Source organism: Pseudomonas fluorescens, assembly GCF_001623525.1.
In the GTDB taxonomy this organism is placed as follows: domain Bacteria; phylum Pseudomonadota; class Gammaproteobacteria; order Pseudomonadales; family Pseudomonadaceae; genus Aquipseudomonas; species Aquipseudomonas fluorescens_Q.
In genome coordinates this window covers 3,238,554-3,264,510 of record NZ_CP015225.1, presented here as the reverse complement: position 1 = coordinate 3,264,510, position 25,957 = coordinate 3,238,554, and the positions used below count along the sequence as shown (strand labels likewise).

The 25,957-nt window shown below is 61.2% G+C and carries 26 protein-coding genes and 1 riboswitch; of the genes, 14 read left to right on the top strand and 12 right to left on the bottom strand.

The genetic code is table 11. The features are described 5' to 3' along the window. Nucleotides 1–3: 3 nt before the first annotated feature. Nucleotides 4–1,071 carry a putative urea ABC transporter substrate-binding protein gene (locus TK06_RS13935; RefSeq protein WP_063322544.1) on the bottom strand — a complete coding sequence of 356 codons (1,068 nt, stop codon included), beginning with the start codon at nt 1,069–1,071 and terminating at the stop codon, nt 4–6. A 60-nt stretch (nt 1,072–1,131) separates the two neighbouring features. After that, nucleotides 1,132–1,233, bottom strand: a riboswitch (guanidine-I (ykkC/yxkD leader). Nucleotides 1,234–1,537: 304 nt separating this feature from the next. Here TK06_RS13935 and TK06_RS30875 point away from each other — a divergent pair. Further along, nucleotides 1,538–1,966 (top strand): hypothetical protein, encoded by a 429-nt coding sequence (locus tag TK06_RS30875; RefSeq protein WP_086936650.1) that lies wholly within the window; start codon nt 1,538–1,540, stop codon nt 1,964–1,966. A 92-nt stretch (nt 1,967–2,058) separates the two neighbouring features. Here TK06_RS30875 and TK06_RS13930 read toward each other — a convergent pair whose 3' ends face one another. Next, nucleotides 2,059–3,171: an enoyl-CoA hydratase/isomerase family protein gene (locus tag TK06_RS13930; RefSeq protein WP_063322543.1), complete on the bottom strand. Its 1,113-nt coding sequence runs from the start codon at nt 3,169–3,171 to the stop codon at nt 2,059–2,061. Between the two features lie 131 nt (nt 3,172–3,302). Here TK06_RS13930 and ung point away from each other — a divergent pair, with 131 nt between their 5' ends. After that, nucleotides 3,303–3,995 (top strand): uracil-DNA glycosylase, encoded by a 693-nt coding sequence (gene ung, locus TK06_RS13925; RefSeq protein ID WP_063322542.1) that lies wholly within the window; start codon nt 3,303–3,305, stop codon nt 3,993–3,995. A gap of 244 nt (nt 3,996–4,239) precedes the next feature. Here the strand turns inward: ung and TK06_RS13920 are convergent, their stop codons facing one another. Genes TK06_RS13920 through TK06_RS13905 form a run of 4 tightly spaced genes read right to left on the bottom strand, consistent with a single transcriptional unit; the run spans nt 4,240 to nt 8,298 of the window. Further along, a complete protein-coding gene (locus TK06_RS13920) occupies nt 4,240–5,280 on the bottom strand; it encodes an AbrB family transcriptional regulator (RefSeq protein ID WP_063322541.1) in 1,041 nt (346 codons plus the stop codon). Further along, complete coding sequence (locus TK06_RS13915) at nt 5,273–6,787, bottom strand: tripartite tricarboxylate transporter permease (protein ID WP_063322540.1); 1,515 nt, start codon at nt 6,785–6,787, stop codon at nt 5,273–5,275. The genes TK06_RS13920 and TK06_RS13915 overlap by 8 nt, the downstream gene beginning before the upstream one ends. Before the next feature lies 1 nt (nt 6,788). Further along, nucleotides 6,789–7,250 (bottom strand): tripartite tricarboxylate transporter TctB family protein, encoded by a 462-nt coding sequence (locus TK06_RS13910; RefSeq protein ID WP_063322539.1) that lies wholly within the window; start codon nt 7,248–7,250, stop codon nt 6,789–6,791. 55 nt (nt 7,251–7,305) lie between these two features. Continuing rightward, nucleotides 7,306–8,298: a Bug family tripartite tricarboxylate transporter substrate binding protein gene (locus tag TK06_RS13905; RefSeq protein ID WP_063322538.1), complete on the bottom strand. Its 993-nt coding sequence runs from the start codon at nt 8,296–8,298 to the stop codon at nt 7,306–7,308. 426 nt (nt 8,299–8,724) lie between these two features. On the opposite strand from TK06_RS13905, the gene TK06_RS13900 reads away from it, so the two are divergent. Together TK06_RS13900 and TK06_RS13895 are read left to right on the top strand one after the other, a co-directional pair. Then, the gene (locus TK06_RS13900) at nt 8,725–9,396 is read left to right on the top strand and encodes a response regulator (protein ID WP_063322537.1); all 672 of its coding nucleotides are present in this window, start codon (nt 8,725–8,727) and stop codon (nt 9,394–9,396) included. Further along, complete coding sequence (locus TK06_RS13895; RefSeq protein ID WP_063322536.1) at nt 9,389–10,780, top strand: sensor histidine kinase; 1,392 nt, start codon at nt 9,389–9,391, stop codon at nt 10,778–10,780. Before TK06_RS13900 ends, TK06_RS13895 begins: the two co-directional genes overlap by 8 nt. 132 nt (nt 10,781–10,912) lie before the next feature. Here the strand turns inward: TK06_RS13895 and TK06_RS13890 are convergent, their stop codons facing one another. Both TK06_RS13890 and TK06_RS13885 read right to left on the bottom strand, forming a co-directional pair. After that, nucleotides 10,913–11,734: an HDOD domain-containing protein gene (locus TK06_RS13890; protein WP_063322535.1), complete on the bottom strand. Its 822-nt coding sequence runs from the start codon at nt 11,732–11,734 to the stop codon at nt 10,913–10,915. A gap of 35 nt (nt 11,735–11,769) precedes the next feature. After that, nucleotides 11,770–12,711 (bottom strand): YgfZ/GcvT domain-containing protein, encoded by a 942-nt coding sequence (locus TK06_RS13885; RefSeq protein WP_063322534.1) that lies wholly within the window; start codon nt 12,709–12,711, stop codon nt 11,770–11,772. A 149-nt stretch (nt 12,712–12,860) separates the two neighbouring features. On the opposite strand from TK06_RS13885, the gene TK06_RS13880 reads away from it, so the two are divergent. Continuing rightward, on the top strand, nt 12,861–13,115 hold the full coding sequence (locus tag TK06_RS13880) for a succinate dehydrogenase assembly factor 2 (protein WP_003184348.1): 255 nt from the start codon (nt 12,861–12,863) through the stop codon (nt 13,113–13,115). Continuing rightward, nucleotides 13,099–13,551, top strand: a complete 453-nt coding sequence (locus TK06_RS13875) for a protein YgfX (protein WP_063322533.1) — start codon at nt 13,099–13,101, stop codon at nt 13,549–13,551. The genes TK06_RS13880 and TK06_RS13875 overlap by 17 nt, the downstream gene beginning before the upstream one ends. Here TK06_RS13875 and nadB read toward each other — a convergent pair. Further along, on the bottom strand, nt 13,520–15,136 hold the full coding sequence (nadB, locus tag TK06_RS13870; RefSeq protein WP_063322532.1) for an L-aspartate oxidase: 1,617 nt from the start codon (nt 15,134–15,136) through the stop codon (nt 13,520–13,522). The genes TK06_RS13875 and nadB overlap by 32 nt on opposite strands. Nucleotides 15,137–15,695: 559 nt before the next feature. Here nadB and rpoE point away from each other — a divergent pair. The 4 genes from rpoE (at nt 15,696) to TK06_RS13850 (ending at nt 19,521) form a co-directional block, all read left to right on the top strand. Continuing rightward, the gene (rpoE, locus tag TK06_RS13865) at nt 15,696–16,277 is read left to right on the top strand and encodes an RNA polymerase sigma factor RpoE (protein ID WP_003172477.1); all 582 of its coding nucleotides are present in this window, start codon (nt 15,696–15,698) and stop codon (nt 16,275–16,277) included. A gap of 31 nt (nt 16,278–16,308) precedes the next feature. Next, on the top strand, nt 16,309–16,896 hold the full coding sequence (locus TK06_RS13860) for a sigma-E factor negative regulatory protein (RefSeq protein ID WP_039010798.1): 588 nt from the start codon (nt 16,309–16,311) through the stop codon (nt 16,894–16,896). A 12-nt stretch (nt 16,897–16,908) separates the two neighbouring features. Further along, nucleotides 16,909–17,856 (top strand): MucB/RseB C-terminal domain-containing protein, encoded by a 948-nt coding sequence (locus tag TK06_RS13855; RefSeq protein WP_063322531.1) that lies wholly within the window; start codon nt 16,909–16,911, stop codon nt 17,854–17,856. Nucleotides 17,857–18,090: 234 nt separating this feature from the next. Continuing rightward, on the top strand, nt 18,091–19,521 hold the full coding sequence (locus TK06_RS13850) for a DegQ family serine endoprotease (protein WP_063322530.1): 1,431 nt from the start codon (nt 18,091–18,093) through the stop codon (nt 19,519–19,521). Nucleotides 19,522–19,584: 63 nt separating this feature from the next. On the opposite strand, the gene TK06_RS13845 is transcribed toward TK06_RS13850, so the two are convergent. Continuing rightward, entirely contained in the window at nt 19,585–21,018 is a 1,434-nt protein-coding gene (locus TK06_RS13845) for a M48 family metalloprotease (RefSeq protein ID WP_063322529.1), read from the bottom strand. Between the two features lie 98 nt (nt 21,019–21,116). On the opposite strand from TK06_RS13845, the gene TK06_RS13840 reads away from it, so the two are divergent. Then, complete coding sequence (locus TK06_RS13840; protein ID WP_053120054.1) at nt 21,117–21,356, top strand: sulfurtransferase TusA family protein; 240 nt, start codon at nt 21,117–21,119, stop codon at nt 21,354–21,356. Between the two features lie 29 nt (nt 21,357–21,385). Further along, nucleotides 21,386–22,456: an AI-2E family transporter gene (locus TK06_RS13835; protein WP_063322528.1), complete on the top strand. Its 1,071-nt coding sequence runs from the start codon at nt 21,386–21,388 to the stop codon at nt 22,454–22,456. 129 nt (nt 22,457–22,585) lie between these two features. On the opposite strand, the gene TK06_RS13830 is transcribed toward TK06_RS13835, so the two are convergent. Together TK06_RS13830 and TK06_RS13825 are read right to left on the bottom strand one after the other, a co-directional pair. After that, nucleotides 22,586–23,059, bottom strand: a complete 474-nt coding sequence (locus tag TK06_RS13830) for a peroxiredoxin (protein WP_063322527.1) — start codon at nt 23,057–23,059, stop codon at nt 22,586–22,588. A gap of 10 nt (nt 23,060–23,069) precedes the next feature. Next, nucleotides 23,070–23,630: a glycine cleavage system protein R gene (locus TK06_RS13825; RefSeq protein WP_003184325.1), complete on the bottom strand. Its 561-nt coding sequence runs from the start codon at nt 23,628–23,630 to the stop codon at nt 23,070–23,072. 315 nt (nt 23,631–23,945) lie between these two features. Here TK06_RS13825 and dapA point away from each other — a divergent pair, with 315 nt between their 5' ends. Then, nucleotides 23,946–24,824, top strand: a complete 879-nt coding sequence (dapA, locus tag TK06_RS13820; protein ID WP_063322526.1) for a 4-hydroxy-tetrahydrodipicolinate synthase — start codon at nt 23,946–23,948, stop codon at nt 24,822–24,824. 17 nt (nt 24,825–24,841) lie between these two features. After that, a complete protein-coding gene (gene bamC, locus TK06_RS13815; protein ID WP_063322525.1) occupies nt 24,842–25,957 on the top strand; it encodes an outer membrane protein assembly factor BamC in 1,116 nt (371 codons plus the stop codon).

Sequence of the window (25,957 nt, the reverse complement as noted above, 5' to 3'; positions counted from 1 at the left end):
GGTTTACAGCTTGGCGTCGGCGGCCAGCTGTACGTAGGTCGGGTCAAAGCGCAGCTTGAGGTTGGCCTTGTCGCCGCGGGTTACGCCATTGGCGAACGCCATGCCGACTGCGTTGGCGTCCTTGGCACCTTCGCCCAGCAAGCCGTGCTGGAACGAGAAGTTGGCGACTTTGCCCATGGTGGCGGGCAGTTGTTCGCTGGTGGCGAAACCCAGGGCTTCCTTGGGTGTGGCGAACAGCTTGGTGGTGTCCAGTTGCGCCTGGAAGCCGGCCAGGTCGGTGCCCGAGGCCTTGGCCATGTGCTCCAACGCGGTCTTGCTCGCGGCGTTTTTCGCGTTCATCAGCGCCACCACTTCAAACCAGGCGCCGGTCAACGCTTTGCCCAAGGCCGGGTTGTCCTGCAGGGTCTGGGTGTTGACCACCATCATGTCCATGATCTCGCCAGGGACCTGGCTGGAATTGAACACTTCGCTCACGCCGGGCTGGGCCTTGATGTCCGAGAGCATCGGGTTCCAGGTGGTGACGGCCTTGACCTGGTCGGTGTTGAAGGCGGCAGAGATGTCGGCGTCGGAGGTATTGACGACTTTCAGGTCTTTCTCGGCGAGACCAACCGAATCCAGGGCGCGGGCCAGCAGATAATGGGACACCGACAGTTCCACCAGGTTGACGTCCATGCCCTTGAGATCGGTGACTTTCTTGCCTTCGCCCTTGAGGACGATGCCGTCGTTGCCATTGGAGAAGTCGCTGACGATCAGCGCGGTGCTGTCCACGCCACCGGCGGCGGGAATGGTCAGGGCGTCCATGTTGGTCATGGTGCAGCCGTCGAACTGACCGGCGGTGTACTGGTTGATGGATTCGACGTAATCGTTGAGCTGCACGACATCGATCTTGATGCCGTATTTTTTCGCCCATTTGTCGACGATGCCTTGGCTGCCGGCGTATTCCCAAGGCATCCAGCCGGCATAAATGGTCCAGCAGACGCTGAAGTGGTCTTTTTGGGCGGCGGCGGATGAGAAGCTCACGAGGGCCGAGAGCGCGGCGAGGAGCAGGGCGGACAGACGAAGCTTGAACATGGTGGTTCTCCAGTTGATCAAGGGCGGACAGGAGCAACGCGGCACCGCGAACGGTGGCTTGTCTCCCGGGCTTTTGTCCCGCCGTGTAACCTCAACTGGAGGTCGCCAACTCTCGGACCAGTCACTCGCCAGAGGCGAGCCGGAACCCTAGTCAGCCATTGCAAATTGTGGTGCCGCGAACCTGTGATGACTCCTGCACGGAATTTGTTAAAGCGAGAGCCGTGCCAATTCGGGCAAAGGCCCGGGATAGAGAGGGCAGGAGTTGGGGAACGACGATTGAGGGCGGATTTGTGCTTGCTTGTGGTGCCGTCGCGCACCGGAAGAGGGCGACGAGCGACATGTTTCTAGTTGTTGCCAGGTCGCACCAGATTCCGATTTTGCTGTCTGAATATGCGTCAGTCACACAAAGTTGGCTGCCGCCCATCAGCGTCGCTGATGCGGCTCATTCGCGGTCCAGGAGGCCGCCATGTATCGACGACTGCTCCTCATTGCGTTTCTCGGTTTGACTCTTTCGGCATGCGTGCCTTACTACGACGGAGACTCGAGCTACTATCGTTCCGAGGTCTATACCTCACCGGCACCGGTCTATTACAGTGGCGGGAGTTATTATTCGGCTCCGCGTGGCTATTACGCCCCGCGGTATTACCAACCGGCGCCGCGCTATTACTCGGCACCGCGTTACTACCAACCGGCGCCGCGCCATTACTCGGCACCGCGTTACTATCAGCAAGGCCCACGCTACTACTCGCCACCGCGAGCGGCGTACCGGTCTTATCCGAATCGGGGTGGCTGGGACGGCCATGACCGGGGCGGCTGGAATGACGACCGACGCGGTCGAGGCGGACGTGATCATCGGGGACGCGGCGATCACGATGGACGGGGCAGTCACCGCTGATCCCAGGGCAACAGAAAGCGGCGCATGAAGCGCCGCTTTTTTGTGCCTGCAATAAACCCGATGGGATAGCTCTTGTGGGAGTTGCTGACTCGTTACTCGTTGGACAAGTCCGCCAACGGATGCCGCCCTTCCCACGCCTTGTGAAAGTGCGCCTCGACCGCCGCCTCGGGCACATGGTTGATGTCCGGCCAGTGCCAACGGGGCTTGTGGTCCTTGTCGATCAGCCGCGCGCGCACGCCTTCGCTGAATTCCGGATGGCGACAGCAGTTGAGGCTCAAGGTGTATTCCATCCGGAACACGCCGGCCAAGGACAAATGCCGGGCACGGGCGATCTGTTCCCAGACCAGATAAGCGGTCAAGGGCGAACCTTCGGTCATGGTCTTGGCGGCGCGGGCGATCAGTGGGTCCGAGTGGTCCACCAGCAGGCTGAGGGCTTTCCAGGCGCAGCGCACATCGCTGACATCCAGCCATTCATCGATTTTCTGCCGACGTGGTAGCCATTGGGCTTCGGGCATTTGGCCGACCGCTTCCTGTTGCAGGGCCTTGAGCAGGCTGTTGAGCTGCACCGCGGTCTGTTCCTGCCAGTTGAGTTGCAGCAGGCCTTCGATCAGGTCGTCCTGTTGTTCATCCAGCAAAAAGCGATCGGCCAGGTCCAGGTCGATGGCGTCCCGGGCATTCATGTGGGCGCCGGTCAGGCCGAGAAACAGCCCGAGCTTGCCGGGCAGGCGCGACAAGAACCAACTGGCGCCGACATCCGGGTACAGGCCGATGCTGATTTCCGGCATGGCCAGGCGACTGCTTGGCGTGACGATGCGGGTACTGGCGCCTTGCAGCAGGCCCATGCCGCCACCCAGTACATAACCATGCCCCCAGCACAGCAGGGGTTTTGGATAGGTGTGCAGGTTGAAGTCCAAGCGGTATTCCGCGGCGAAGAATTGTGCAGCCAGCGGCGGTACTTCACCGGGATGGGCACGGCAGGCCTCTACCAGGCTGCGCACTTCACCGCCGGCGCAGAAAGCCTTGGCGCCATTGCCGCGCAATAACACGCACACGACCTGTGGCTCCCGGGCCCAGGCATCGAGACGATCACGCAAGGCGTTGATCATCGGCAGGGACAAGGCATTCAAGGATTTTTCGGCGTCCAGGGTGGCGATGCCGATACGGGCACCGTCGATGCCGGTGAGCTCTTCGAAGTGCAGATTCATCGTGACCTCGATCAGAAATTTGAATACTCAGTATGACCGCTGCGTGGGAAAGTGCTGGTTCTGCGTCAGATCAATTGACAAGCCATGTAGGCTTTCCTAGGGTGCGCCCATTGTTTTTACCGGATGCAACCATGACTGCCGACGACCGTATCAAACTCGAACCGAGCTGGAAGCAGGCACTGCGTGCCGAGTTCGACCAGCCCTACATGGCGGAGTTGCGCGAATTCCTACGTCGGGAGTACGCCGCCGGCAAGGAAATTTATCCACCGGCACCGCTGATTTTCAATGCCCTCAATTCCACACCGCTGGACAAGGTCAAGGTGGTGATCCTCGGCCAGGATCCGTATCACGGCCCGGGCCAGGCCCATGGCTTGTGTTTCTCGGTGCAACCGGGTGTGCCGGCGCCGCCGTCGCTGGTCAATATCTACAAGGAGTTGAAGCGCGATCTGAACATCGATATTCCCAACCACGGCTATCTGCAAAGCTGGGCCGACCAAGGCGTGTTGCTGCTCAACACTACCATGACCGTGGAGCGTGCCAACGCCAACGCCCACGCAGGCAAGGGCTGGCAGCATTTCACCGACCGGGTCATCGAAGTGGTCAGCGAACACCAGCAGAACCTGGTCTTCCTGTTATGGGGCGCCCATGCCCAGAGCAAGCAGAAACTGATCGACGCTACCAAGCACTTGGTGCTGACCTCGGTTCACCCGTCACCGTTGTCGGCTTATCGGGGTTTTCTGGGGTGCGGGCATTTCAGTCGGGCCAACAAGTTCCTTGAGCAACATGGCGAGGCGCCTATTGATTGGCGGTTGCCGCCGCTTTAAGTGGTCGGCAGTCAGGGCTTCATCGCGAGCCCAAACCACCCACAACCCGTGGCGAGGGAGCTTGCTCCCGCTCGGCTGCGCAGCAGTCGCAAAATCGGATCATGCGGTCCGGCTGAAAAAATGCAGAGGCCTGCTTCGCAGGCCAGCGGGAGCAAGCTCCCTCGCCACATTGTGTGAAGCCGAAATTGGAGCTCGACCGAAGTCCCTGTGGGAGTGAGCTTGCTCGCGATGAAGGCAACTTGGTCTATAAGTCCGAACCCGGCTTGCGCATCCAATACCTGAACAACGGCTCCGCCAGAAACAACACAAACAGCAATCGCATCACCTGCAACGCTGTCACCAATGGCACTGACAGTTGCAATGTTTCCGCCGTCAGGCTCATTTCCGCGATGCCGCCGGGCATCATACCGAGTGTCAGTGAACGTAGATCCAGATGGGTCAAGGTGCTCAAGCCTAGGGCTGCAAGCGTGGCGATCAGCATCGTCAACACCGTGCCGATCAGGGTACGCCCCATGAACGACGGCGCCCGACGAAAGAACTGCCGGTTGAAATGACAACCCAATCCGCTGCCGATCAACCACTGGCCGACCTGGCTGGCGCCGTTGGGCAGGCCGATGTGCAGGTCCCAACCGACGCTCACCGCCGCACTTACCAGCAAGGGTCCGAACAACCAGGGGTTGGGTTGGCGCAATCGCTCCCAGACCCAGGCGAGCAGGGCGCCCGCCGGGAACAGGATCGCCAGCCACAGCCAGTCCACCGTCGTGGCGTGTTGCACCGGCGAGCCTTCGCCCAACAGGTACTTGAAGGCTGCCGGCACGCACAGCACTACCACCAGCACCCGCAGGCTCTGGCCTGCTGCAACACGACTAAGGTCCGCGCCGTTGCGGGCACCGAGGTTGACCATTTCGCCGGAACCGCCCGGCATGCTCGAGAAGAACGCGGTGGCGCGCTCCTCGCCAGTGCGACGCATGAGCCAGACACTCACCACGCTGGACACGCTGGTGATCAGCGCGCCGAAGAAGATCAGGCCGAAGTGGCTCAGCACCTGCTCCATCACCACAGGAGTGAAGTGCAGGCCGATACCGATGCCCACCACCCATTGGCCGCACTTACGGCCGCCGGGGATTTCCATCAGTTGCCACGGCGTAAGACAGCGCACCAGGATGATCGCCAGCAACGAACCGACCATCCAGGGCAAAGGCCAGCCGATCAGGCTGGCCAGGTAACCGCCGGCCAGGCCGACCAGCGGTGTTCCCCACCATTGTCTGAATGTCGCCTCAGACATTGGCCAGGGCGCGACGTTGAGCGGCGCGGCGGCGCCAGATTCGCAGCAATGGCATGAACAGCATGATCGCTGTCAGGATCCAGCAGCCGAACGTGATCGGGCTCGACCAGAGGATCTCCAGTGCACCGTTGGAAATCGACAGCGCACGCCGCAGGTTCTGCTCCATCAGGCCACCGAGGATGAAGCCCAGCAGCACTGGCGACAGCGGGAAGTCCAGCTTGCGCAGGATATAGCCGAAGATGCCGATACCGATCATCAGGAACAGGTCGAACGTGGTGGCATGCACCGCATAGACACCGATCCCGGTGATGATCGCGATGACCGGAACCAGCGCCCAGTTCGGCACCGCCAGGATCCGGGTGAAGATGCGGATCATCGGGATGTTGAGGATCACCAGCATGATGTTGGCGACGAACAACGACGCGATCAGGCCCCAGACGATGTCCGGCTGTTGCTGGAACAGCAGTGGACCGGGCGTGATGTTGTACAGCGACAGCGCGCCGATCATCACCGCGGTGGTGCCCGAGCCGGGAACACCGAGGGTCAGCATTGGCACCAGCGCACCGCAGGCCGCGCCACCGATGGCTGTTTCCGGGGCGGCGAGGCCGCGCTTGTCGCCCTGGCCGAACGAGCCACCGGCGCCGGCAATGCGTTTTTCCGTCATATAGGCCACGGCACTGGCCAGGGTCGCACCAGCACCCGGCAGCACGCCCATGATGAAACCGAGCACGCCGCAGCGCAGGTTCACAGTGAAGACCGACGCGGCTTCCTTGAAGTTGAACATCATTCGCCCGGTAGCTTTCACCGCCTCCTGGCCGCGATGGGTTTTTTCCAGCAGCAACAGGATTTCGCTGATGGAGAACAGGCCCAGCACCAGCACGACGAACTGGATGCCGTCGGTCAAGTGGATGTTGTCCCCGGTGAAACGGTACACGCCGCTGTTGGCGTCGATCCCGACACTGGACAGGAACAGGCCGATCAGCGCCGCGATGAAGGTCTTGAGCGGTCGGTCGCCGGCCATGCCGCCGAGGCAGACAATGGCGAACACCATCAGGACGAAATATTCCGCCGGCCCGAAGGCAATCGCCCATTTGGCCAGCAACGGTGCGAACAACACCATGCCGCAGGTGGCGATGAACGCGCCGATGAACGAACTCCACGCCGACAGCGACAACGCCACGCCGGCCAGGCCTTGGCGGGCCATTGGATAGCCATCGAGGGTGGTCATCACGGTGGAAGCTTCACCCGGGATGTTGAGCAGGATCGAGCTGATACGTCCGCCGTATTCGCAACCCAGGTACACCGCGGCCAGCAGGATCAGCGCCGATTCCGGCGGCAGCCCCAGGGCAAAGGCAATCGGGATCAGCAGCGCCACGCCGTTGATCGGGCCCAGGCCCGGCAGCAGGCCGACCACGGTGCCGATCAGGGTGCCGGTCAGTGCTGTGACGAGGTTGTAGGGGGTCAGTGCAACGCCAAAACCCTGGCCGAGATAATTCAGGGTATCCATATCAATTCTCCAGGACGTCGAGCAGGCCCAGGGGCAGCGGCACGTCCATCAGCTTGTCGAACAACAGGTAAAGACCGATGGCCATCAGGCTGATGATCACCACGCTGGGCACCCAGCGACCGCCGTAAAGGCGCGCCATCGGCACGCCGATCAGGATGCTGGCAAGAATGAAGCCCAAGGGTTCGAAGGTGCCGGCGAAGACCAGCAGCAGCACCACGCAGATACCGATTTTCTGCAAGGTTTCGCGGTCCAGGTGCGGGTCTTCGTCGCTATGCACGATGGGCGTCGGGCGAAACAGCATGTACAGCAATGCCAGCCCCATCAGCCCGAGCATCAGCAAGGGAAAGGCGCGCGGGCCGACCGGTTCGTAGGAAAAGGCCGCTTGATAGGGCCAGGCCATCAGTGCCAGGCCGATACAGGCCAGTAGCAGCACCGCGGCAAAAATACGTTGGATGGTGAGCATGACTAACTCCTGGGCGGCGCCGACAGTGCCGGCGCCGCCGCGAGAACAGAGACGGTTACTGGATCAGGCCGAACTCTTTGGCCAGCACCTTGTAATCAGCCACTTGTTTCTTCACATAGGCATCCAGTTCCGGGCCGGTCATGGCGAACGGGAACAGCTCACGCTGGTCACGCAGCTTGGCGAACTCTTCGGAGGCCAGCAGCTTGTCGAACGCGTCCTTCCACCAGGCGTAGTCTTCGTCGCTGACTTTTGGCCCGAGGTAGAAGCCACGAACCACCGGCCAGACAATGTCGTAGCCTTGTTCTTTCGCGGTTGGAATGTCTTTCATCTCCGGCTCGTCGATACGCTTCTCGGCAAACACGGCCAGCAGGCGCATGTCGCCGCTCTGGATGTGAGGCATGGAGTCGGAAATGTCGGTACTGCCGACCTGTATGTGGCCGCCCAGCAGCGCGGTGGCGATCTCACCGCCGCCTTCGAGGGCCACGTAACGCAGGTCGCGCGGGTTGATGCCGGCGGCCTTGGCGATCAGGGCGGTCTGCATCCAGTCCTGGCTGCCGACGGTGCCGCCAGAGCCGATGACCACGGAGCCCGGGTCTTTCTTCAGGGCCTGTACCAGATCGTCGAGGTTCTTGTAGGGGGAATCGCTTTTCACGGCGATGGCGCCATAGCTGGTGCCGACGGCGGCCAGCCAGCGCACGGCGCTTTCATCGAAACGACCGAACTTGCCCTGGGCCAGGTTCAGCAACGAGCCGCTGGACCAGGCCACCAGCGTGCCAGCGTCGGCCGGACGCTGAGCGACGACTGCGTTGTAGGCCACTGCGCCGACGCCGCCTGGCATGTAGGTGACGCGCATCGGTTTGGTCAGCAGTTTTTGATTGACCAGCGCGCTTTGCGCCAGTTTGCAGGTCAGGTCAAAACCGCCGCCGGGAGAGGCTGGGGCGATGCATTCGGGGCGCTTGGGCTCTTTGGATGGATCAGCGGCGAGCAACTGCCCGGCGAACATCAGGCATCCGGCGGCCAGGGCTACTTTACGCAGGGAAAGGTTCATTGTTGTCTCCACAGGATTGTTGTTATGCGTGGTGAAAATGTGTCGTTGACGGACCCCGCCCAAGTCATCGCTGACGGGGCGCGCAGGTCATTACCGGGATTGGATGCAGGGCGACACCGCCCAAGGCGGTCTGGTTGAAGCGAGAAGGGCGAGCAGGCGCTGGGGCCTGTAGCTGCATGGACAGCATGGTGAATACTCCGCTTTTATTCTTCTTATTCAGGACGAAAATGCTTCGTGGCATTTTTCATTCGCGATCGGGCGCCGCGACGGTCAGTCGAAACTATCCGTAAAGGGACTCTAACGGCCCAACCTTTCGCTAACCTTTCAAAAGCTTTCAGCGTGTTTTTTGGCTTCACAGTGGCGGATGCGGCTGTAAACTCCGCGCCAAAGAATGGCGTCGGCCATCCCTGAATCGAGGAAAAACCCATGCGTGTTCTGCTCGTCGAAGACCATCTGCAGCTCGCCGAAAGCGTTGCCCAAGCGCTCAAGAGTGCCGGTTTGACCGTGGACGTGCTGCACGACGGCGTCGCGGCCGACCTGGCCTTGAGCAGCGAGGAGTACGCCGTGGCGGTCCTGGATGTCGGGCTGCCGCGCATGGACGGTTTCGAGGTGCTGGCGCGTTTGCGGGCTCGCGGCAAGACTTTGCCCGTGCTGATGTTGACTGCCCGCAGCGACGTCAAGGACCGCGTCCACGGCCTCAACCTCGGTGCCGACGACTATCTGGCCAAGCCATTCGAACTCACTGAGCTGGAGGCCCGGGTCAAGGCCCTGCTGCGCCGCAGCGTACTGGGCGGCGAGCGCCAGCAGCGCTGTGGCGGGCTGGTCTATGACCTGGACACCCGCCGGTTTACCCTCGACGATGAACTGTTGACGCTGACGTCCCGTGAGCAAGCCGTGCTGGAGGCATTGATCGCCCGGCCGGGGCGGGTGATGAGCAAGGAGCAACTGGCGGCCCAGGTGTTCGGCCTGGACGAAGAGGCCAGCCCCGACGCCATCGAAATCTACGTCCATCGCTTACGCAAGAAACTCGATGGTCATGCGGTGGCGATCGTGACGTTCCGCGGCCTGGGCTACCTGCTGGAAAATCGCAATGCATAAGCCCGACAGTCTGCGCTGGCGGCTGCTTCGCAACCTCGCGCTGCTGCTGGTGGTATTGATGCTCGCCAGCGGCTTGAGCGCCTATTGGAACGGTCGCGAGGCTGCCGACACCGCCTACGATCGGACCCTGCTGGCTTCGGCCAGGACCATCGCAGCGGGCCTTTCGGCGCGTGACGGCAGCCTCAGTGCGGATGTGCCCTACGTGGCCCTGGATACTTTCGCCTACGACAGCGCCGGACGCATTTATTACCAGGTCAATGACATCGACAAGAAGCTGATTTCCGGCTATGAAAACCTCCCCGGTCCGCCGCCCGGCACGCCGCGCACGGACGATTACCCAGCCCTGGCGCGCTTTTACAACGCTCGCTATCAGGGCCAGAACGTGCGGGTGGTGAGCCTGCTCAAGGCCGTGAGCGAGCCGAACATGAACGGCATGGCGGAAATTCGTGTAGCGGAGACCGAAGAGGCGCGGGTCAGCATGGCCCGCGGGCTGATGGCCGACACGCTGTTGCGCCTGGGCATGCTGGCCGTGGGCGCGCTGCTGTTGGTGTGGTTTGCAGTCAGCGCGGCATTGCGCCCGTTGGAACGCTTGCGCACGGCGGTGGAAGAGCGCCAGTCGGATGACCTGCGGCCATTGCCCCTGGTGGAAGTGCAGCATGAACTCTGGCCGCTGGTGCGCGCCCTCAACCATTTCACCGAGCGTCTGCGCGGGCAGTTCGAGCGTCAGGCGCAGTTCATCGCTGATGCCGCCCATGAGCTGCGCACGCCCTTGGCTGCACTCAAGGCCCGCCTTGAGCTGGGTTTGCGAGCCAGCGAACCGGCGACCTGGCGTGAAACCCTGGAAACTGCGGCCCAAGGTACTGACCGGTTAACCCACCTGGCTAACCAATTGCTGTCCTTGGCGCGTGTGGAAAACGGCGCCCGGGCCATTGCCGAGGGCGGCGCGCAACTGCTTGATCTCAGCCAGTTGGCTCGTGAGTTGGGCATGGCCATGGCCCCGCTGGCCCATGCCCGAGGGGTGGCGCTGGCCCTGGAAGCCGACGAGCCTGTGTGGTTGCGGGGCGAGCCGACCTTGTTGAACGAGTTGTTGAGCAACCTGGTGGACAACGCCCTGGCCCATACCCCATCGGGCGGCAATGTAATCCTGCGGGTTTCTGCGCCGGCCGTGCTGGAGGTCGAGGACGATGGCCCCGGCATTCCGCTGCACGAGCGGGATCGGGTGTTCGAGCGCTTCTATCGACGCAACCAGCAAGTGGCCGGCTCCGGCCTGGGGTTGGCGATCGTGGGTGAAATCTGCCGTGCCCACTTGGCGCAGATTACCTTGCATGATGGGCAGGAGCGGGGGTTGAAGGTGCGGGTGAGTTTTATCCCAGGTTCAGATTGAGCCAAGGCCGAACACTGTTGTGGCGAGGGGATTTATCCCCGTTGGGCGCGTAGCGCCCCAGGATTTGCTATCACTGCGGTGTGTCTGTTCAGGTCAGCATCTGGCCCAGATTTCCTGGTTGTCAGGCTGGGCTTAATAAAACATCGACCGCGCTTCTTCGATATCCACGCAGCGGGCCTTGTTGTCCGGGTCAATCCCCAGTTTCTTGAAAGCCGGGACTGAAAACACATCAATTCGGCTGAGCGGGTGATCAGTGTCCTTGTAGCAATACAGCGCCGCGACCTGCACCAGGTCGACATAATCGATTTGCTTGGAATCCCGGGTGAAATCCAGATACAGCCCCGGCAGCTTCACCAACCGCTCCGGAAATTCCCAGACGCTAAGTAGTTTGTCCCCCAGCACCGGGTGAATCGTTTCGATGACGTGGTTGAGGCTGACCGGGTCCGACAGCAATTCATTGTTGTCTTGCGCATACGTCAGGATCGGCAACACGCCGATCTGGTGCACCAGCCCACCCAACGCGGCCTGGTCGGGCTTGAGTTGGGTGTAACCGCGACACAGCGCATAGCTGACGCCGGCGATCTCCAGGCTCTTTCCCCAGACCTCGCGCATCTTCAGTTCCACCACCTCGGAGCGGGCGTGGAAAATTTGCTCCATGACCAGGCCGATGGCCAGGTTGCTGCTGTAGTTGACGCCCAATCGAGTGATGGCCGTGTGCAGGTCGGTGACTTCCTGCGTGGCGCGCAGCAGTGGGCTGTTGACCACCTTTATCAGGCGTGCCGAGAGGGCCGTATCGCGGCCGATCACTTTGCTCAGGTTGCTGACGCTGATTTCCGGGTCTTCGGCGGCCCGGCGAATCTGCAGGGCCACTTCCGGTAATGTCGGCAGAACCAAGTCGTCGTTATCGATGGCTTGCACCAAATCCCGTTGGACCTTATCCGCCAAATCGCTCATTTCGGTTCTCTAGGGTATTGCGGCAAATGCTGCGATCAGCGCTGGATTTCGCGGTCGCGATCCAGTTCGTAAGGCAGGTCCAACAGTTGAAGGCGTGGGCCTTCCAAGGCGCCGAGGTGCAGATTGTCATCTTCTGCTGCTTCGGCCTGCAATACTGCCAGCAGTTCAATATTTCCTTCGCCGCGGGCGGCAATCACCACTTCGCCAATGGAACTGCCATGCGTGGGGGAGAACAGCGCTGTGCCGGGTTCCGGCAGTTCGCTGGCGTCCAGTTGCAGGCGATACAGGCGTCGCTTGAGCTTGCCCAGGTATTGCATGCGGGCGACGATTTCCTGGCCGGTGTAGCAGCCTTTCTTGAAACTCACGCCGCCGACGGCTTGCAGGTTGAGCATCTGTGGGATGAACAGTTCGCGGGTGGCCGGCATGACCTGGCCGATTCCGGCGCGGATCTGGCCCAGCAGCCAGGGGTTCAGGTCCGCTTCGGCCAGTTCTGCGCCCAGGCGGGTTCGCAGCGTCTGTGCCTGTTCGGCAGGGGCCCACAATTCGGCGCGACCGGGAGATACGCGGATGGCGATCAAGGCTTCATGGCGAGCCACGCTGTCGGTGTCGCTCGGCAGTTCGAGACCCAGGTCGGTGAGCGCCTTGTCGGCGTTTTCCAGGCCGAAGCGAACCCAGGCCGCACTTTCGTTGGTGAGCTTGGATTTGGAGAACACGGCATATTTTTTCAAGTCGGCCAGTTGCGGTTCGAGCAGTTCGGCGGCCATGGCCATCAACACGCCGTCACCTTCGAGCAAAATGCGGAAGCTCGATTGCATCCGGCCTTTCTGGGTGCAGCGGGCGCCGAGGCTGGCTCGTCTGTCGCTCAAGTAGTCGAGGTTGCAGGTCAATTGGCCTTGCAGGAATTTGCTGGCATCCACGCCGCGGACCGCGAGGACGCCTTCGTGGGACAGGGTGCAGAAAAAAGCGGAATCAGCCATGGGTCATCGCAGGATAAAAGGTCTGGTAGACATCATAAGGGGGCGCCCTTGAAATGGGTAGTTCACAAAGGATCGGTGGTGCCCGACCAAAGCTGTCTGTTCCACTGCGGCGGGGCCTGTATACTTGCGCTCTATTTGAGGAGCGCTCCATGGTCGAAGATGTTGAACTGAATCGCCTCTACTGGCACAGCCGCCGCGGCATGCTTGAGCTGGACGTGTTGCTGGTGCCATTCGTCAAAGAGGTCTATCCCCATCTCAATGAAGTGGACCGCGCGTGCTATGTCCGCCTGCTCGAATGCGAGGATCAGGACATGTTCGGCTGGTTCATGGAGCGCAGTGAATCCGAAGACCCTGAGTTGCAGCGCATGGTCCGGATGATTCTGGACCGTGTCCAGCCCAAGTAATCGCTTCGAATGCCGCTGGCAGGCCTCCGGGCAACTGCTGGCGGCTTATCTGCTGGCCCAGGTGTTCGCCCTGGGTTCGTTGTGCCTGTTGTCCGTCCCATCCTGGTTCGCAGCGCTCGGCATTGTATTGTGCCTGGCCCATGGTGCTTGGGTGATCCCCCGATATGTCGTGCTGACCCATCGCCGGGCTTTCTGCGGGTTGCGTCGTAATGCCGCTGGCTGGCAACTCTGGAGCCGGGCCGATGGGTGGCGGGCTGTGCAACTGCGCCCCGATAGCCTGGCGCTGCCGATGATCGTCGTGCTGCGTTTTCGCGTGCAGGGTGAACGGCGGGTCCGGTCGGTGTGTGTGCCGCGCGATGCGCTGGCGCCGGATGTTCATCGGCGCCTGCGGGTGCAGCTCAGGTTCAGTCGGCGTAGGTGGGCGGCACCAGGATAGTGTCCAGTGCCTCGGGCAGCAGGTTCGGGTAGTCGAGGGTGTAATGCAGTCCCCGGCTTTCCTTGCGTTCCATGGCCGAGCGAATCATCAGTTCGGCCACCTGGGCCAGGTTGCGCAGTTCGATCAGGTCCCGACTGACTTTATAGTTGCTGTAGAACTCGTCGATTTCATCCAGCAGCAAGCGCACCCGATGTTGTGCTCGTTGCAGGCGCTTGTTGGTGCGCACGATGCCCACGTAGTCCCACATGAATCGCCGTAGTTCGTCCCAGTTGTGCGCGATGATCACGTCTTCATCCGAATCGGTGACCTGGCTGGCGTCCCACGAGGGCAGGGCGGCTGGAACGGCAATCTGCGGCAATTGCGCCAGGATGTCTGCCGCCGCCGAGCGGGCGTAGACGAAGCATTCCAACAGCGAGTTGCTGGCCATGCGGTTGGCGCCGTGCAGGCCGGTGAAGCTGGTTTCGCCAATGGCATACAGGCCAGGCACGTCGGTGCGGCCCTGTTGGTCGACCATCACGCCACCGCAGGTGTAATGCGCTGCCGGCACCACCGGAATCGGCTGCTTGGTGATGTCGATGGAGAACTCCAGGCAGCGTTCGTACACCGTCGGGAAGTGGCTCTTGATGAACGCTTCGGGCTTGTGGCTGATGTCCAGGTAAACGCAATCGATACCCAGGCGCTTCATTTCGTGGTCGATGGCCCGGGCGACGATGTCGCGCGGCGCCAGTTCGGCGCGCGGATCGAAGCGTTGCATGAAGCGTTCGCCGTTGGGCAGTTTGAGGTGGGCCCCTTCTCCACGCAGGGCTTCGGTGATCAGGAAACTCTTGGCCAGCGGGTGATAGAGGCAGGTGGGGTGAAACTGGTTGAACTCCAGGTTCGCCACCCGGCAACCCGAACGCCAGGCCATGGCAATGCCATCGCCGCAGGCGCCGTCGGGGTTGCTGGTATAAAGGTAGACTTTCGCTGCGCCGCCGGACGCCAGGATGACGAAGCGCGCACCGTAGGTATCGACTTCACCGGTGCCGCGATTGAGCACGTAGGCACCGAGGCAGCGATCGCCGTCCAGGCCCAGGCGTTTTTCGGTGATCAGGTCGACCGCGACGCGCTGTTCCAGCAACTCGATGTTCGGCCGCAGTCGCGCCTGGGCGAGCAGGGTCTTGAAGATCGCTGCACCGGTGGCGTCAGCCGCATGGATGATGCGTCGATGGCTGTGACCGCCTTCGCGCGTCAAGTGGAACTCGAAACCGCCGTCTTCGGTGCCCGATTGTTCGTCACGGGTAAACGGTACGCCTTGGTCGATCAGCCACTGGATGGCTTCCCTGCTGTGTTCCACGGTGAAACGCACCGCCTGTGGATTGCAAAGGCCACCACCGGCGTTGAGGGTGTCGTCGACATGGGACTCAATGGTGTCGGTATCGTCCAGTACGGCGGCGACGCCGCCCTGGGCCCAGAAGGTCGAACCGTTGGCCAGGTCGCCCTTGCTCAGTACTGCAATGCGCAAATGCGCAGGCAACGTCAGTGCAAGGCTCAATCCGGCGGCTCCGCTGCCGATTACCAGAACATCGTGTTGAAACTGTTGGCTCATTCGAATGGTTTCCGCTCAAGGCGACCCGGGTCGGGGTTGGCGCAAGACACCGCTTCAACGGGTCAGGCAGCCACGCAGCCCACTAGTATATAGAGGGGGGGATCGGCACAATAGCCGGGCATTCATGGCAATGTGAAACCAGCGTGACGGAAAAGCGACACGCTTCGTCGGATTGCCGGTTTGGGTACAACGTCGATAAGGCCGCCGTTTCGAGGACAGAACGCTGTTTATCTCGTCACGGTTGCCTGATATTCAGTATACAGCGCTATAGATAGCGGGAACTTTTGCCAAGCGCCTACGTTCAATAGACGGTTGTCTGCAAAAGGGAGCAGCGTCGGGTTGGTGCAAGATTTCGATTGGAGTCTCTGCCGTCAGGCCCGGTGACAGATTATTCGCGCAGCCGGGGAATCTCCTGCTGCGTTTTTCGTGCGTGCCGAGATCAGAGCGCGCCGGAAACTTGCTTGGAAGGGGGAGAACTTTTGCGAAAAGCCCGAGTCTATGTTTGCAAGCCCGGTCAATTAGTAATGCAAGCCTCCTTCGAGCTTATCGAGGAGTGTTCATGCTAACCCAGGAAGAGGATCAGCAGCTGGTCGAGCGCGTCCAACGCGGCGACAAGCGAGCTTTCGATCTGCTAGTGCTTAAATACCAGCACAAAATTCTCGGGTTGATCGTGCGTTTCGTGCACGACACCCATGAAGCGCAAGATGTCGCTCAGGAAGCCTTCATCAAGGCCTACCGCGCACTTGGTAATTTTCGCGGGGACAGCGCGTTTTATACGTGGCTTTACCGCATCGCCATCAACACGGCGAAAAACTATCTGGTTTCACGCGGCCGCCGGCCGCCGGATAGCGATGTAAGTTCTGAGGATGCCGAGTTCTATGATGGCGATCATGGCCTCAAGGATCTCGAGTCACCAGAACGTGCGTTGCTGCGGGATGAGATCGAAGGCACCGTCCATCGAACCATCCAGCAATTGCCCGAAGATTTGCGTACGGCTTTAACTTTACGCGAGTTCGACGGTCTGAGTTACGAAGACATTGCGAGCGTCATGCAATGTCCTGTAGGCACCGTGCGCTCCCGGATCTTCCGCGCCCGGGAGGCCATTGATAAAGCCCTGCAACCTTTGTTGCAGGAAAACTAGAGACAGCGGCGACAGCCAAGAGAGGAACGCCATGAGTCGTGAAGCCCTGCAGGAATCGCTGTCCGCAGTGATGGATAACGAAGCGGACGAACTGGAATTGCGTCGGGTATTGAATGCCTTCGACGATGTTGAAACCCGTGAGACCTGGGCTCGTTACCAGATCGCCCGGGCCGTGATGCACAAGGATTTGTTGCTTCCACGCCTGGACATCGCTGCGGCAGTTTCCGCTGCATTGGCTGACGAAGCCGTACCGGCTAAAGCCTCTCGCGGACCATGGCGCAGCCTGGGTCGCCTGGCAGTAGCCGCTTCGGTCACCGTGGCCGTACTGGCCGGTGTGCGCCTGTACAACCAGGATGAGATTGCCGGCGTGCAGATGGCGCAGCAATCCAACCAGCCTGGCCTGGCCGCTCCACAGGTCAAGGGTCCAGCGGTACTGGCCGGTTACAGCGAAGGCTCGGAAACCGCGGGCCCAATGGTCAATGGTGTTCTGCAAGGCCAACCTGGCTGGCATGATCAGCGTCTGCCCAACTACCTGCGTCAGCATGCTCAGCAAGCTGCCCTGAAAGGTACTGAAAGCGCACTGCCTTACGCCCGTGCAGCCAGCATGGAAAATCGTTAATAAGGAAAACCATTGCGCGCCATACCTCTATTCACGCTTCTGCTTGGTGGCTGGTGTGTGATTCCAGCCCATGCCGATGAGGCTCAGGATTGGTTGAATCGCCTGAGTCAAGCCGAGCAGCAGCAGAGCTTCCAGGGCACTTTCGTTTACGAGCGCAACGGTAGTTTTTCTACCCATAACATCTGGCATCGCGTCCAGGATGGCAAAGTCCGCGAGCGGTTACTCCAGCTCGACGGCTCGGCACAGGAAGTCCTGCGCATTGATGGGCATACTCAATGCGTCAGTGGCTCCTTGATCGCGGGGCTGGGCAATACGCCTGACGGCACCTCACGTGCGCTCGATCCGCAAAAACTCAAGAATTGGTATGACCTGGCCGTCATTGGCAAGTCGCGCGTGGCCGGGCGTCAAGCGGTCATTGTGGCGATGACGCCAAAGGACCAGCATCGCTATGGTTTCGAGCTGCACCTGGATAAAGAGACCGGCTTGCCGCTCAAGTCCCTGTTGCTCAATGACAAGGGCCAGTTGCTCGAACGTTTCCAGTTCACCCGCTTGAATGTCGCCGCGCCGACAGACGGTGATCTGCAAGCCAGCGCCGAATGCAAGGCTGTCACGCAGGATTCCGCCAAGGTCGTCGCGGTGAAAGCCGCCTGGCACTCGGACTGGCTTCCGCCTGGGTTCGAGCTGTCCAGCAGTGCCGTGCGCAAGGACCCGGACACTCAGGTCCAGGTCAACAGCTTGATGTACGACGATGGCCTGGCGCGCTTCTCGGTGTTCCTGGAGCCGTTGAACGGTGCCAACGCCACTGATACCCGTACTCAGCTCGGCCCGACGGCTGCCGTCTCCCGCAGGCTCACGACGCCCCAGGGCGAGATGATGGTCACGGTGGTCGGTGAGATTCCTATCGGTACGGCGGAACGGATTGCGCTTTCCATGCGCTCCGACGTCACGGCAACTCAATAGCCTGCAGGCTGGATGGGTGGTTCGATTGTGCGAGAGGCTGATGATGCCAGGGCTTGATCGAAATGCCGAAACTTCCTGTCAGTATTTTCATTTGCAAAAATCCAGCTTTTTTTCTATAGGTCAGAGCCGCTCGGCCCTGGCCTTGTCTGTTTCCGGAACAAAAATACCGGCGTATCTTTTCCTGGTATTCCTTGCTCCATATCGCTTAACCATGCTCGTCGTAACGGGAGCCGTATGTCGATACCACGCTTGAAAACCTATCTCTCTATCCTTGCCACCGTGCTTGTGCTCGGCCAGGCCGTTCCTGCCGTGGCGGTCGAGTTGCCCGACTTTACGCAATTGGTCGAGCAGGCGTCGCCCGCCGTAGTGAACATCAGCACGACCCAGAAACTGCCGGATCGCCGCGTGTCGGACCAGCAAATGCCGGACCTTGAAGGTTTGCCGCCGATGCTGCGTGAGTTCTTCGAACGCGGCATGCCGCAACAACCCCGTTCGCCTGGCGGTGGTCGCCAGCGCGAAGCGCAATCCCTGGGGTCGGGTTTCATTATTTCGTCTGATGGCTACATCCTGACCAACAACCATGTGATCGCCGATGCCGACGAAATCCTGGTACGCCTGGCCGATCGCAGTGAGCTCAAGGCCAAGCTGATCGGCACCGATCCGCGTTCCGACGTGGCGCTGTTGAAAATCGAAGGCAAGGATCTGCCCGTGCTCAAGCTGGGCAAATCCCAGGACCTGAAAGCCGGCCAATGGGTCGTGGCCATTGGTTCGCCGTTCGGCTTCGACCACACCGTGACCCAGGGTATTGTCAGCGCCATCGGTCGCAGCCTGCCGAACGAAAACTACGTGCCCTTCATCCAGACCGACGTGCCGATCAATCCGGGTAACTCCGGTGGCCCGCTGTTCAACCTCGCGGGTGAAGTCGTCGGCATCAACTCCCAGATCTATACCCGTTCGGGTGGTTTCATGGGCGTGTCCTTCGCGATTCCGATCGACGTTGCCATGGACGTGTCCAACCAACTGAAAAGCGAAGGCAAGGTGAGCCGCGGCTGGTTGGGCGTGGTCATTCAGGAAGTGAACAAGGACCTGGCCGAGTCGTTCGGGCTGGAAAAGCCGGCCGGTGCGCTGGTGGCGCAGATCCAGGAAGGTGGCCCGGCTGCCAAGGGCGGCCTGCAAGTGGGTGACGTGATCCTGAGCATGAATGGTCAGCCGATCGTCATGTCCGCCGACCTGCCGCACTTGGTAGGTGCCCTCAAGGCCGGTGCCAAGGCCAATCTGGAAGTGATTCGTGAAGGCAAGCGCAAGAACGTCGAATTGACCGTCGGCGCCATTCCTGAAGAAGGCAAGGAGTTGGATTCGCTGCCCAAGTCTGGCGTCGAGCGCAGCAGCAACCGTCTGGGCGTGGCTGTGGCCGAGCTGACCGAAGAGCAGAAGCGCACCCTGGAGCTTCAGGGCGGTGTGGTGATCAAGGAGGTGCAGGATGGTCCTGCCGCCCTGATCGGCCTTCAGCCGGGCGATATCATTACGCACCTGAACAACCAGGCCATCGGTTCCGCCAAGGAGTTCACCGACATCGCCAAGGCGTTGCCGAAGAATCGTTCGGTCTCGATGCGGGTCCTGCGCCAGGGGCGTGCGAGCTTCATCACCTTCAAGCTGGCCGAATGACCGGTTAGCGGCTCAAAAAAAAACCGCCTCGATAGAGGCGGTTTTTTATTGTCTGGCAAATGCTCAGCCCATCATGTCCTTGACCATGCGTTCCTGCTCCATGAGTTCCCGCTGCCGGGCATCGATGCGTGACGACAGGGGGAAATTGGTGCCGGCGCGCCGTTTGGCGAAGTCCAACTGCTGAATGGCCTGACGGTAGTCGCCCACCAGTGCGAAGTACTCGGCACGGGCCTGATGCAGGCCGATGATGTTGCCCGACAGCCCGCGAGTCTCGGCCACCATGTACCAGACATCCGGATCGTCCGGACGGGTCTTGAGCAAGTTTTCCAGGGCCTTCTCGGCGTCGGCGGGGCGGTTCTGCTTGAGCAGCAGGTCGACGCGCACCTGGTTGAGCGGATAGTTGCCCGGGTATTGGCCCAGCATCCGGTCGACGCGGGATTGAGCGTCGGCCAGTTTGTTGCTGGTGATGTCCAAGTCCACCTGGGCGAGGTTGTAGATGATCTCGTTGGGCGATTTGGCCAGCAACGGCTTGAGGTTCTCCCGTGCTTCATTCAACTGGCCACCCTTGATCTGCGCGATCGCCAGGCCATAGCGCGCCACGTCGTTCTTCGGGTTCTCATCCAGCTGCGCCCGGAAGCGCTTGGCGCCCAGGCCCGGGGTTTCTTCATAGATCAACTGGACCCGTGCGCGAATCAGTTGGTAGCGCACACTGTCCTCGATACCGCCCGGCTTGGCCTGTTCGGCGCGATTGCGGGTGTCGGCGATCCGGGATTCGGTCACCGGGTGAGTCAGCAGGAATTCCGGGGGCCTGGCGTCGAACCGGTACTGGCGCATCAGGCGCTCGAACATGGTCGGCATGGACCGCGGATCGTAGCCGGCCTTTTCCAGGTTCTGGATACCGATGCGGTCGGCTTCCTGTTCGTTCTGGCGCGAGAAACGCCGTTGTTCCTGGATGGCCGCGGCCTGGGTCCCGGCGATGGCCGCGATCCCGGCGTCACCGCCACCGGCGGCGGCAATCACGATGCCGGCCAGCAGTGCGGCCATCATTGGCACTTGCATGCGCTGCTGGGCTTCGACGCCGCGGGCGAAGTGGCGTTGTGACAAGTGCGCCAGTTCGTGGGCCATGACCGAGGCGTATTCGCCTTCGGTCTGCGCATTGAGGAACAGGCCGCCGTTGACCCCGACGATTCCGCCAGGTGCGGCGAAGGCGTTGAGCTGCGGGCTGTTGATCAGGATGAACTCCAGGCGTCGGTCGTTGACCTGGCTGGTTTCCACCAGTTTATAGACGCTGGATTCGACGTAGTCCTTGAGCTGTGGATCGTTGAGCTGTGAAACCTGGCTGCGCAGCAGGGCCAGCCAGGCGCGGCCCAGTTGGTGCTCCTGTTCTGGCGAGACGATGGCAGAACTGGCATCGCCAAGTGACGGCAGGTCGTCGGCGAAGCCCGGTGAGGCAAGCAGGCAAGCGAGCGTCAGCAGGGTGGGGCGCAGAAATGTCATGCACGAAGCCTTAGTCGACAAAGACCTTACTGTAGCCGGACACCGGGCCCGGGACCAGATATTCTAGGCCGCTCAACGATCTGCCGCGGAGTGAACCCATGACCGATGCTGTAGCCCACGATGCCGAACTGGACGCCAGCGGCCTGAACTGTCCGTTGCCGTTGCTCAAGGCCAAGCTGGAACTCAATCGCTTGGCCAGCGGTAGTGTGCTCAAGGTGATCGCCACGGATGCGGGCTCGCAACGTGATTTTCGCACCTTCGCCCGATTGGCCGGTCACACGCTGCTGCGTGAAGAAGACGAAAACGGCGTCTACCGTTACTGGCTGAAAAAGGCCTGAAAACCCACAGCGTCTCTTAAGGATTTTTAATGTTCAAAGTGTTACGCGACTGGATCCAGCGCTACTTCTCCGATGAAGAAGCTGTGGTCCTGGCGGTGCTGCTGTTCCTGGCCTTTGCCGCCGTGCTCACCCTGGGCGGCATGCTCGCGCCGGTGCTGGCGGGGATGGTGCTGGCGTACCTGATGCAAGGTTTGGTCACGACTTTGGAGCGCTTGCGGTTGCCGGGTGCGGTGGCGGTGGGCTTGGTGTTCGCCCTGTTCATGGGCTTGTTGTTGGTGTTCATAATCGTGATCGTGCCGCTGCTCTGGCACCAGTTGGTGACGCTCTTCAACGAGTTGCCGGGGATGCTTGCCAAATGGCAGTCCGTGCTGTTGCTGTTGCCCGAGCGTTATCCGCATCTGGTGTCCGACGAGCAGGTGTTGCAAGCCATTGAAGTCGTGCGCGGCCAGATCGGCAAGTTCGGCCAATGGGCGCTGACGTTTTCGCTGTCCAGCCTGCCGCTTCTGGTCAACATCATGATCTACCTGGTGCTGGTGCCGATCCTGGTGTTCTTCTTCCTCAAGGACCGGGAAATGATCGGTCGTTGGGTCCGAGGCTACCTGCCGCGTGAGCGGGCGCTGATTACCCGAGTGGCTCAGGAGATGAATCGGCAGATCGCCAATTACATTCGCGGAAAAGTCATCGAGATTTTCATCTGCGGCGGCGTGACCTATATCGGTTTCGTGACCATGGGGCTCAATTACGCCGCCCTGCTGGCGCTGCTGGTGGGCATTTCAGTGGTGGTGCCCTACGTTGGCACCGTGGTGGTGACCGTGCCGGTGGCCTTGATTGCGCTGTTCCAGTGGGGCTGGAGCGATCAGTTCATCTACCTGATGGCGGTCTACGGGATTATCCAGACGCTAGATGGCAACGTGCTGGTCCCGCTGCTGTTCTCCGAGGCGGTGAACCTGCACCCGGTGGCGATCATCTGTGCGGTGCTGTTGTTTGGTGGGCTGTGGGGGTTCTGGGGGGTGTTCTTCGCGATCCCCCTGGCGACCCTGTTCAAGGCGGTGCTGGATGCGTGGCCGAGCAAGGAGCCGGTTGTCGCGCCGTTGTTGTAGCTGATCCATCGGTTGGGGCTGATGGCCTCATCGCGAGCAAGCTCGCTCCCACAGGGTTCTATTGAACATCACAGATCCCATGTGGGAGCGAGCTTGCTCGCGATGGCGCCAGTACAGGCAGCGAGAATTTCAGCCCTTGTCGAGGGCCTGAGCCGCCGCCAACACCGCATCCACATGCCCCGGCACCTTCACGCCGCGCCATTCCTGGTGCAGCACGCCGTTCTTGTCGATCAGGAAGGTGCTGCGATCAACGCCCAGGTATTCCTTGCCATAGAGTTTTTTCAGCTTGATCACGTCGAACAGCTGGCAGACGGCCTCGTCCTTGTCGCTGATCAGCTCGAACGGGAACTCCTGCTTGCACTTGAAATTCTCGTGGGACTTGAGGCTGTCCCGGGAGACGCCGAACACTTCGGTGTTGGCGGCCTGGAACTGCGCATACTGGTCCCGAAAACCCTGGCCTTCGGTGGTGCAGCCCGGGGTGCTGTCCTTGGGGTAGAAGTAGATCACCACCTGTTTGCCCTTGAGGGCGGCGAGGCTGATGGTCTGTCCGCTGGTGGCGGGTGCCTGGAAATCGGTAACCGGCTGGTCGACTGCAACGGCCATGAACGCTTCCTTACATTGGGTTTTGTGGGCGCCACGGTTCGATCAGCGCGTCCAGGTTCATCGCATCGGCGAAATCCAGGAACTGATCGCGCAGCCAACTGATCTGGGTGCCGGCCGGCAGGGTCACGGTGAACGTGGCATTGAGCATGGTGCCGCCGGTCTGCGGGGCCTGGTAGGTGTCGCAGGTCAGGTTTTCCAGCTCGACGTGATGGTCCATGAAGAACTGGCACAGCTCGTTGATGATGTCCGGACGGTAGGCCGAGCTCACATAGGCCACGTAGGGCAGGGCCTGGGGACGGTTCTCCAGCGCGGCGCTACGCACCACGTTGACGGTGAAGGCATGCTTCTTGGCCAGCACCGGCAGGCTGCCCTCCAGGCGAGCCAGGGCGTCCCAGCTGCCGGAGATCTCGAGCACGAGCGCACTGCATTCGCCGTGACGGGTCAGGCGTGAGGTCACGACGGCGCAGCGATTTTCATGGCTGGCGCGGCACAGGACGTTAGTCAGCTCCATGGGGTTGGCGCCAAGGGCACTGATAACAAGGAATTGTTCGCGGACTGTGGGGGTGGACATGCAGCATTCCTAAAGCGATGAGCGGTCGGTACTTTTGCCGCTCGATACAGCGCCAGGCCCGGAAAAACGAACGGCTCAAGCCTTGTGCCCGGGGTTGCGCTGCATTCCACGACAGCTGGAACGCACCGGGACAAACCCGGGATCGGGGCTTGCGGCGACGAAAACGGAGGCTGGAAACCGGCATATGAGCTTGTCGGTACCGATCAAAGCCTGAAGGGTAGCGAAAACCATCGCCAAGGGGAATGGTAGTTCGCTTGTACAAGCATCTTGGCGCCAGTACCATTACCGCTCTCTTTTTCCGGCAGGAGCGGTTTCATGATTGCGGGCAGTATGGTGGCACTGGTCACACCCATGGATGCACAAGGGCATCTTGACTGGGCCAGCCTCAGCAAACTCGTGGACTTCCACCTTGAGAACGGCACCCATGCCATTGTCGCTGTCGGTACCACCGGCGAGTCGGCAACCCTCGACGTCAATGAGCACATCGAAGTCATCCGTGCCGTGGTCAAGCAGGTCAACGGTCGCATCCCCGTCATCGCCGGCACCGGCGCCAACTCGACCCGCGAGGCCGTCGAGCTGACCCGCAACGCCAAGGAAGCCGGTGCCGACGCTTGCCTGCTGGTCGTTCCGTACTACAACAAGCCGACCCAGGAAGGCTTGTACCAGCACTTCAAGCACATTGCCGAAGCCGTCGATATCCCGCAGATCCTCTATAACGTTCCCGGCCGCACCTCCTGCGACATGCAGGCCGAGACCGTGATCCGCCTGTCCACCGTGCCGAACATCATCGGCATCAAGGAAGCCACCGGCGACATGAAGCGCGCCAAGGCCATCCTCGATGGCGTGAGCAAGGACTTCATCGTGCTGTCCGGTGATGATCCGACAGCGGTCGAGCTGATCCTGCTGGGTGGCAAGGGCAACATCTCCGTCACCGCCAACGTTGCTCCGCGCGAAATGGCCGACCTGTGCGAGGCCGCGCTCAAGGGCGACGCCGAGACTGCGCGGGCAATCAACGCAAAACTGATGCCGTTGCACAAGGACCTGTTCATCGAGGCCAACCCGATTCCGGTGAAGTGGGCCTTGGTTGAAATGGGCCTGATGCACGAAGGCATCCGCCTGCCACTGACCTGGCTGAGCACCCCCTGTCACGAACCGCTGCGGCAGGCCATGCGCCAGTCCGGCGTCCTGGTTTAATTGAGGAAGTACAACGCATGAAGCGAATGGCCGGACTTTCCGCACTTGCCTTGATTATCTCCAGCACCAGCGGCTGCGGATGGATCTGGGGACCGGAAGGTTACTTCCGCGACCGTGGTAGCGATTACCTGCAGGCGCAACAGACTGCACCGATGCAACTGCCGCAAGACGTCAGCGTTGCCAAGCGCCTTGATCCGCTGCTGCCGATCCCGCGCAACGTCGCCGACGACAGCGTCAAGGGCGAATACATCGTCCCACGTCCACAGCCGCTGTCGGCCGTGGCCGATGCCAGCGACTACACCCTGCAGAAGAGCGGCGACTCCAGCTGGGTCATGGGCCAGCATCCACCGGCCGAAGTCTGGCCAGTGGCGATCCAGTTCTTCCAGGACAACGGTTTCCGCCTGGACGAACAGCGTCCGCAAACCGGCGAGTTCACCACCACCTGGCAGCGCTCCGATGAACTGTCTGCTGCCATGGCCAAGCGCATGAGCGCCGCCGGTGTCGCGGCCGACAGCGAAACCCGCGTGCGGGTGCGCATCGAGCCGGGCGTGCAGCGCAACACCAGTGAGGTCTATGTGGTCAGCGCCGAGCGACCTGCCGGCAGCACCGCCGACGTGGCCTTCACCAACCGCTCGGTCAATACCGGCCTCGACGCTGCGCTGGTGGACGACATGCTTGCCAGCATGAGTCGTAACGCGGAGCAGGGCGGTTCGGTCTCGATGCTGGCGTCCAAGGAGTTCGATGCGCCGAGTCGCGTCAGCCTGAGCGAAGACGGCAGCGGCAACCCGGTGCTCAACGTCGGCTCCGACCTGGACCGTGCCTGGTCGAGCGTTGGTCGCGCGCTGGAGCAGGGCGAGTGGCGCGTTGAAGACATCAACCGCAGCCTGGGCTTGTACTACATCAACCTCGCTGAAAAAGCCGAGAGGAAAGACGAGAAGCCTGGCTTCTTCAGTGGCCTGTTCGGCAGCAAGCCGGACAAGGAAGAAATCGAGGCGCGCGCCGAGCGTTATCAGGTTCGCCTGAGCAAGGTCGGCGACAACGTCCAGGTCACCGTCGAGAAGAACATCAATACCGTGGCGCCGGCTGATGTGGCCCGCAAGGTGTTGGGCGTGATTCAGGACAACCTGGGCTGA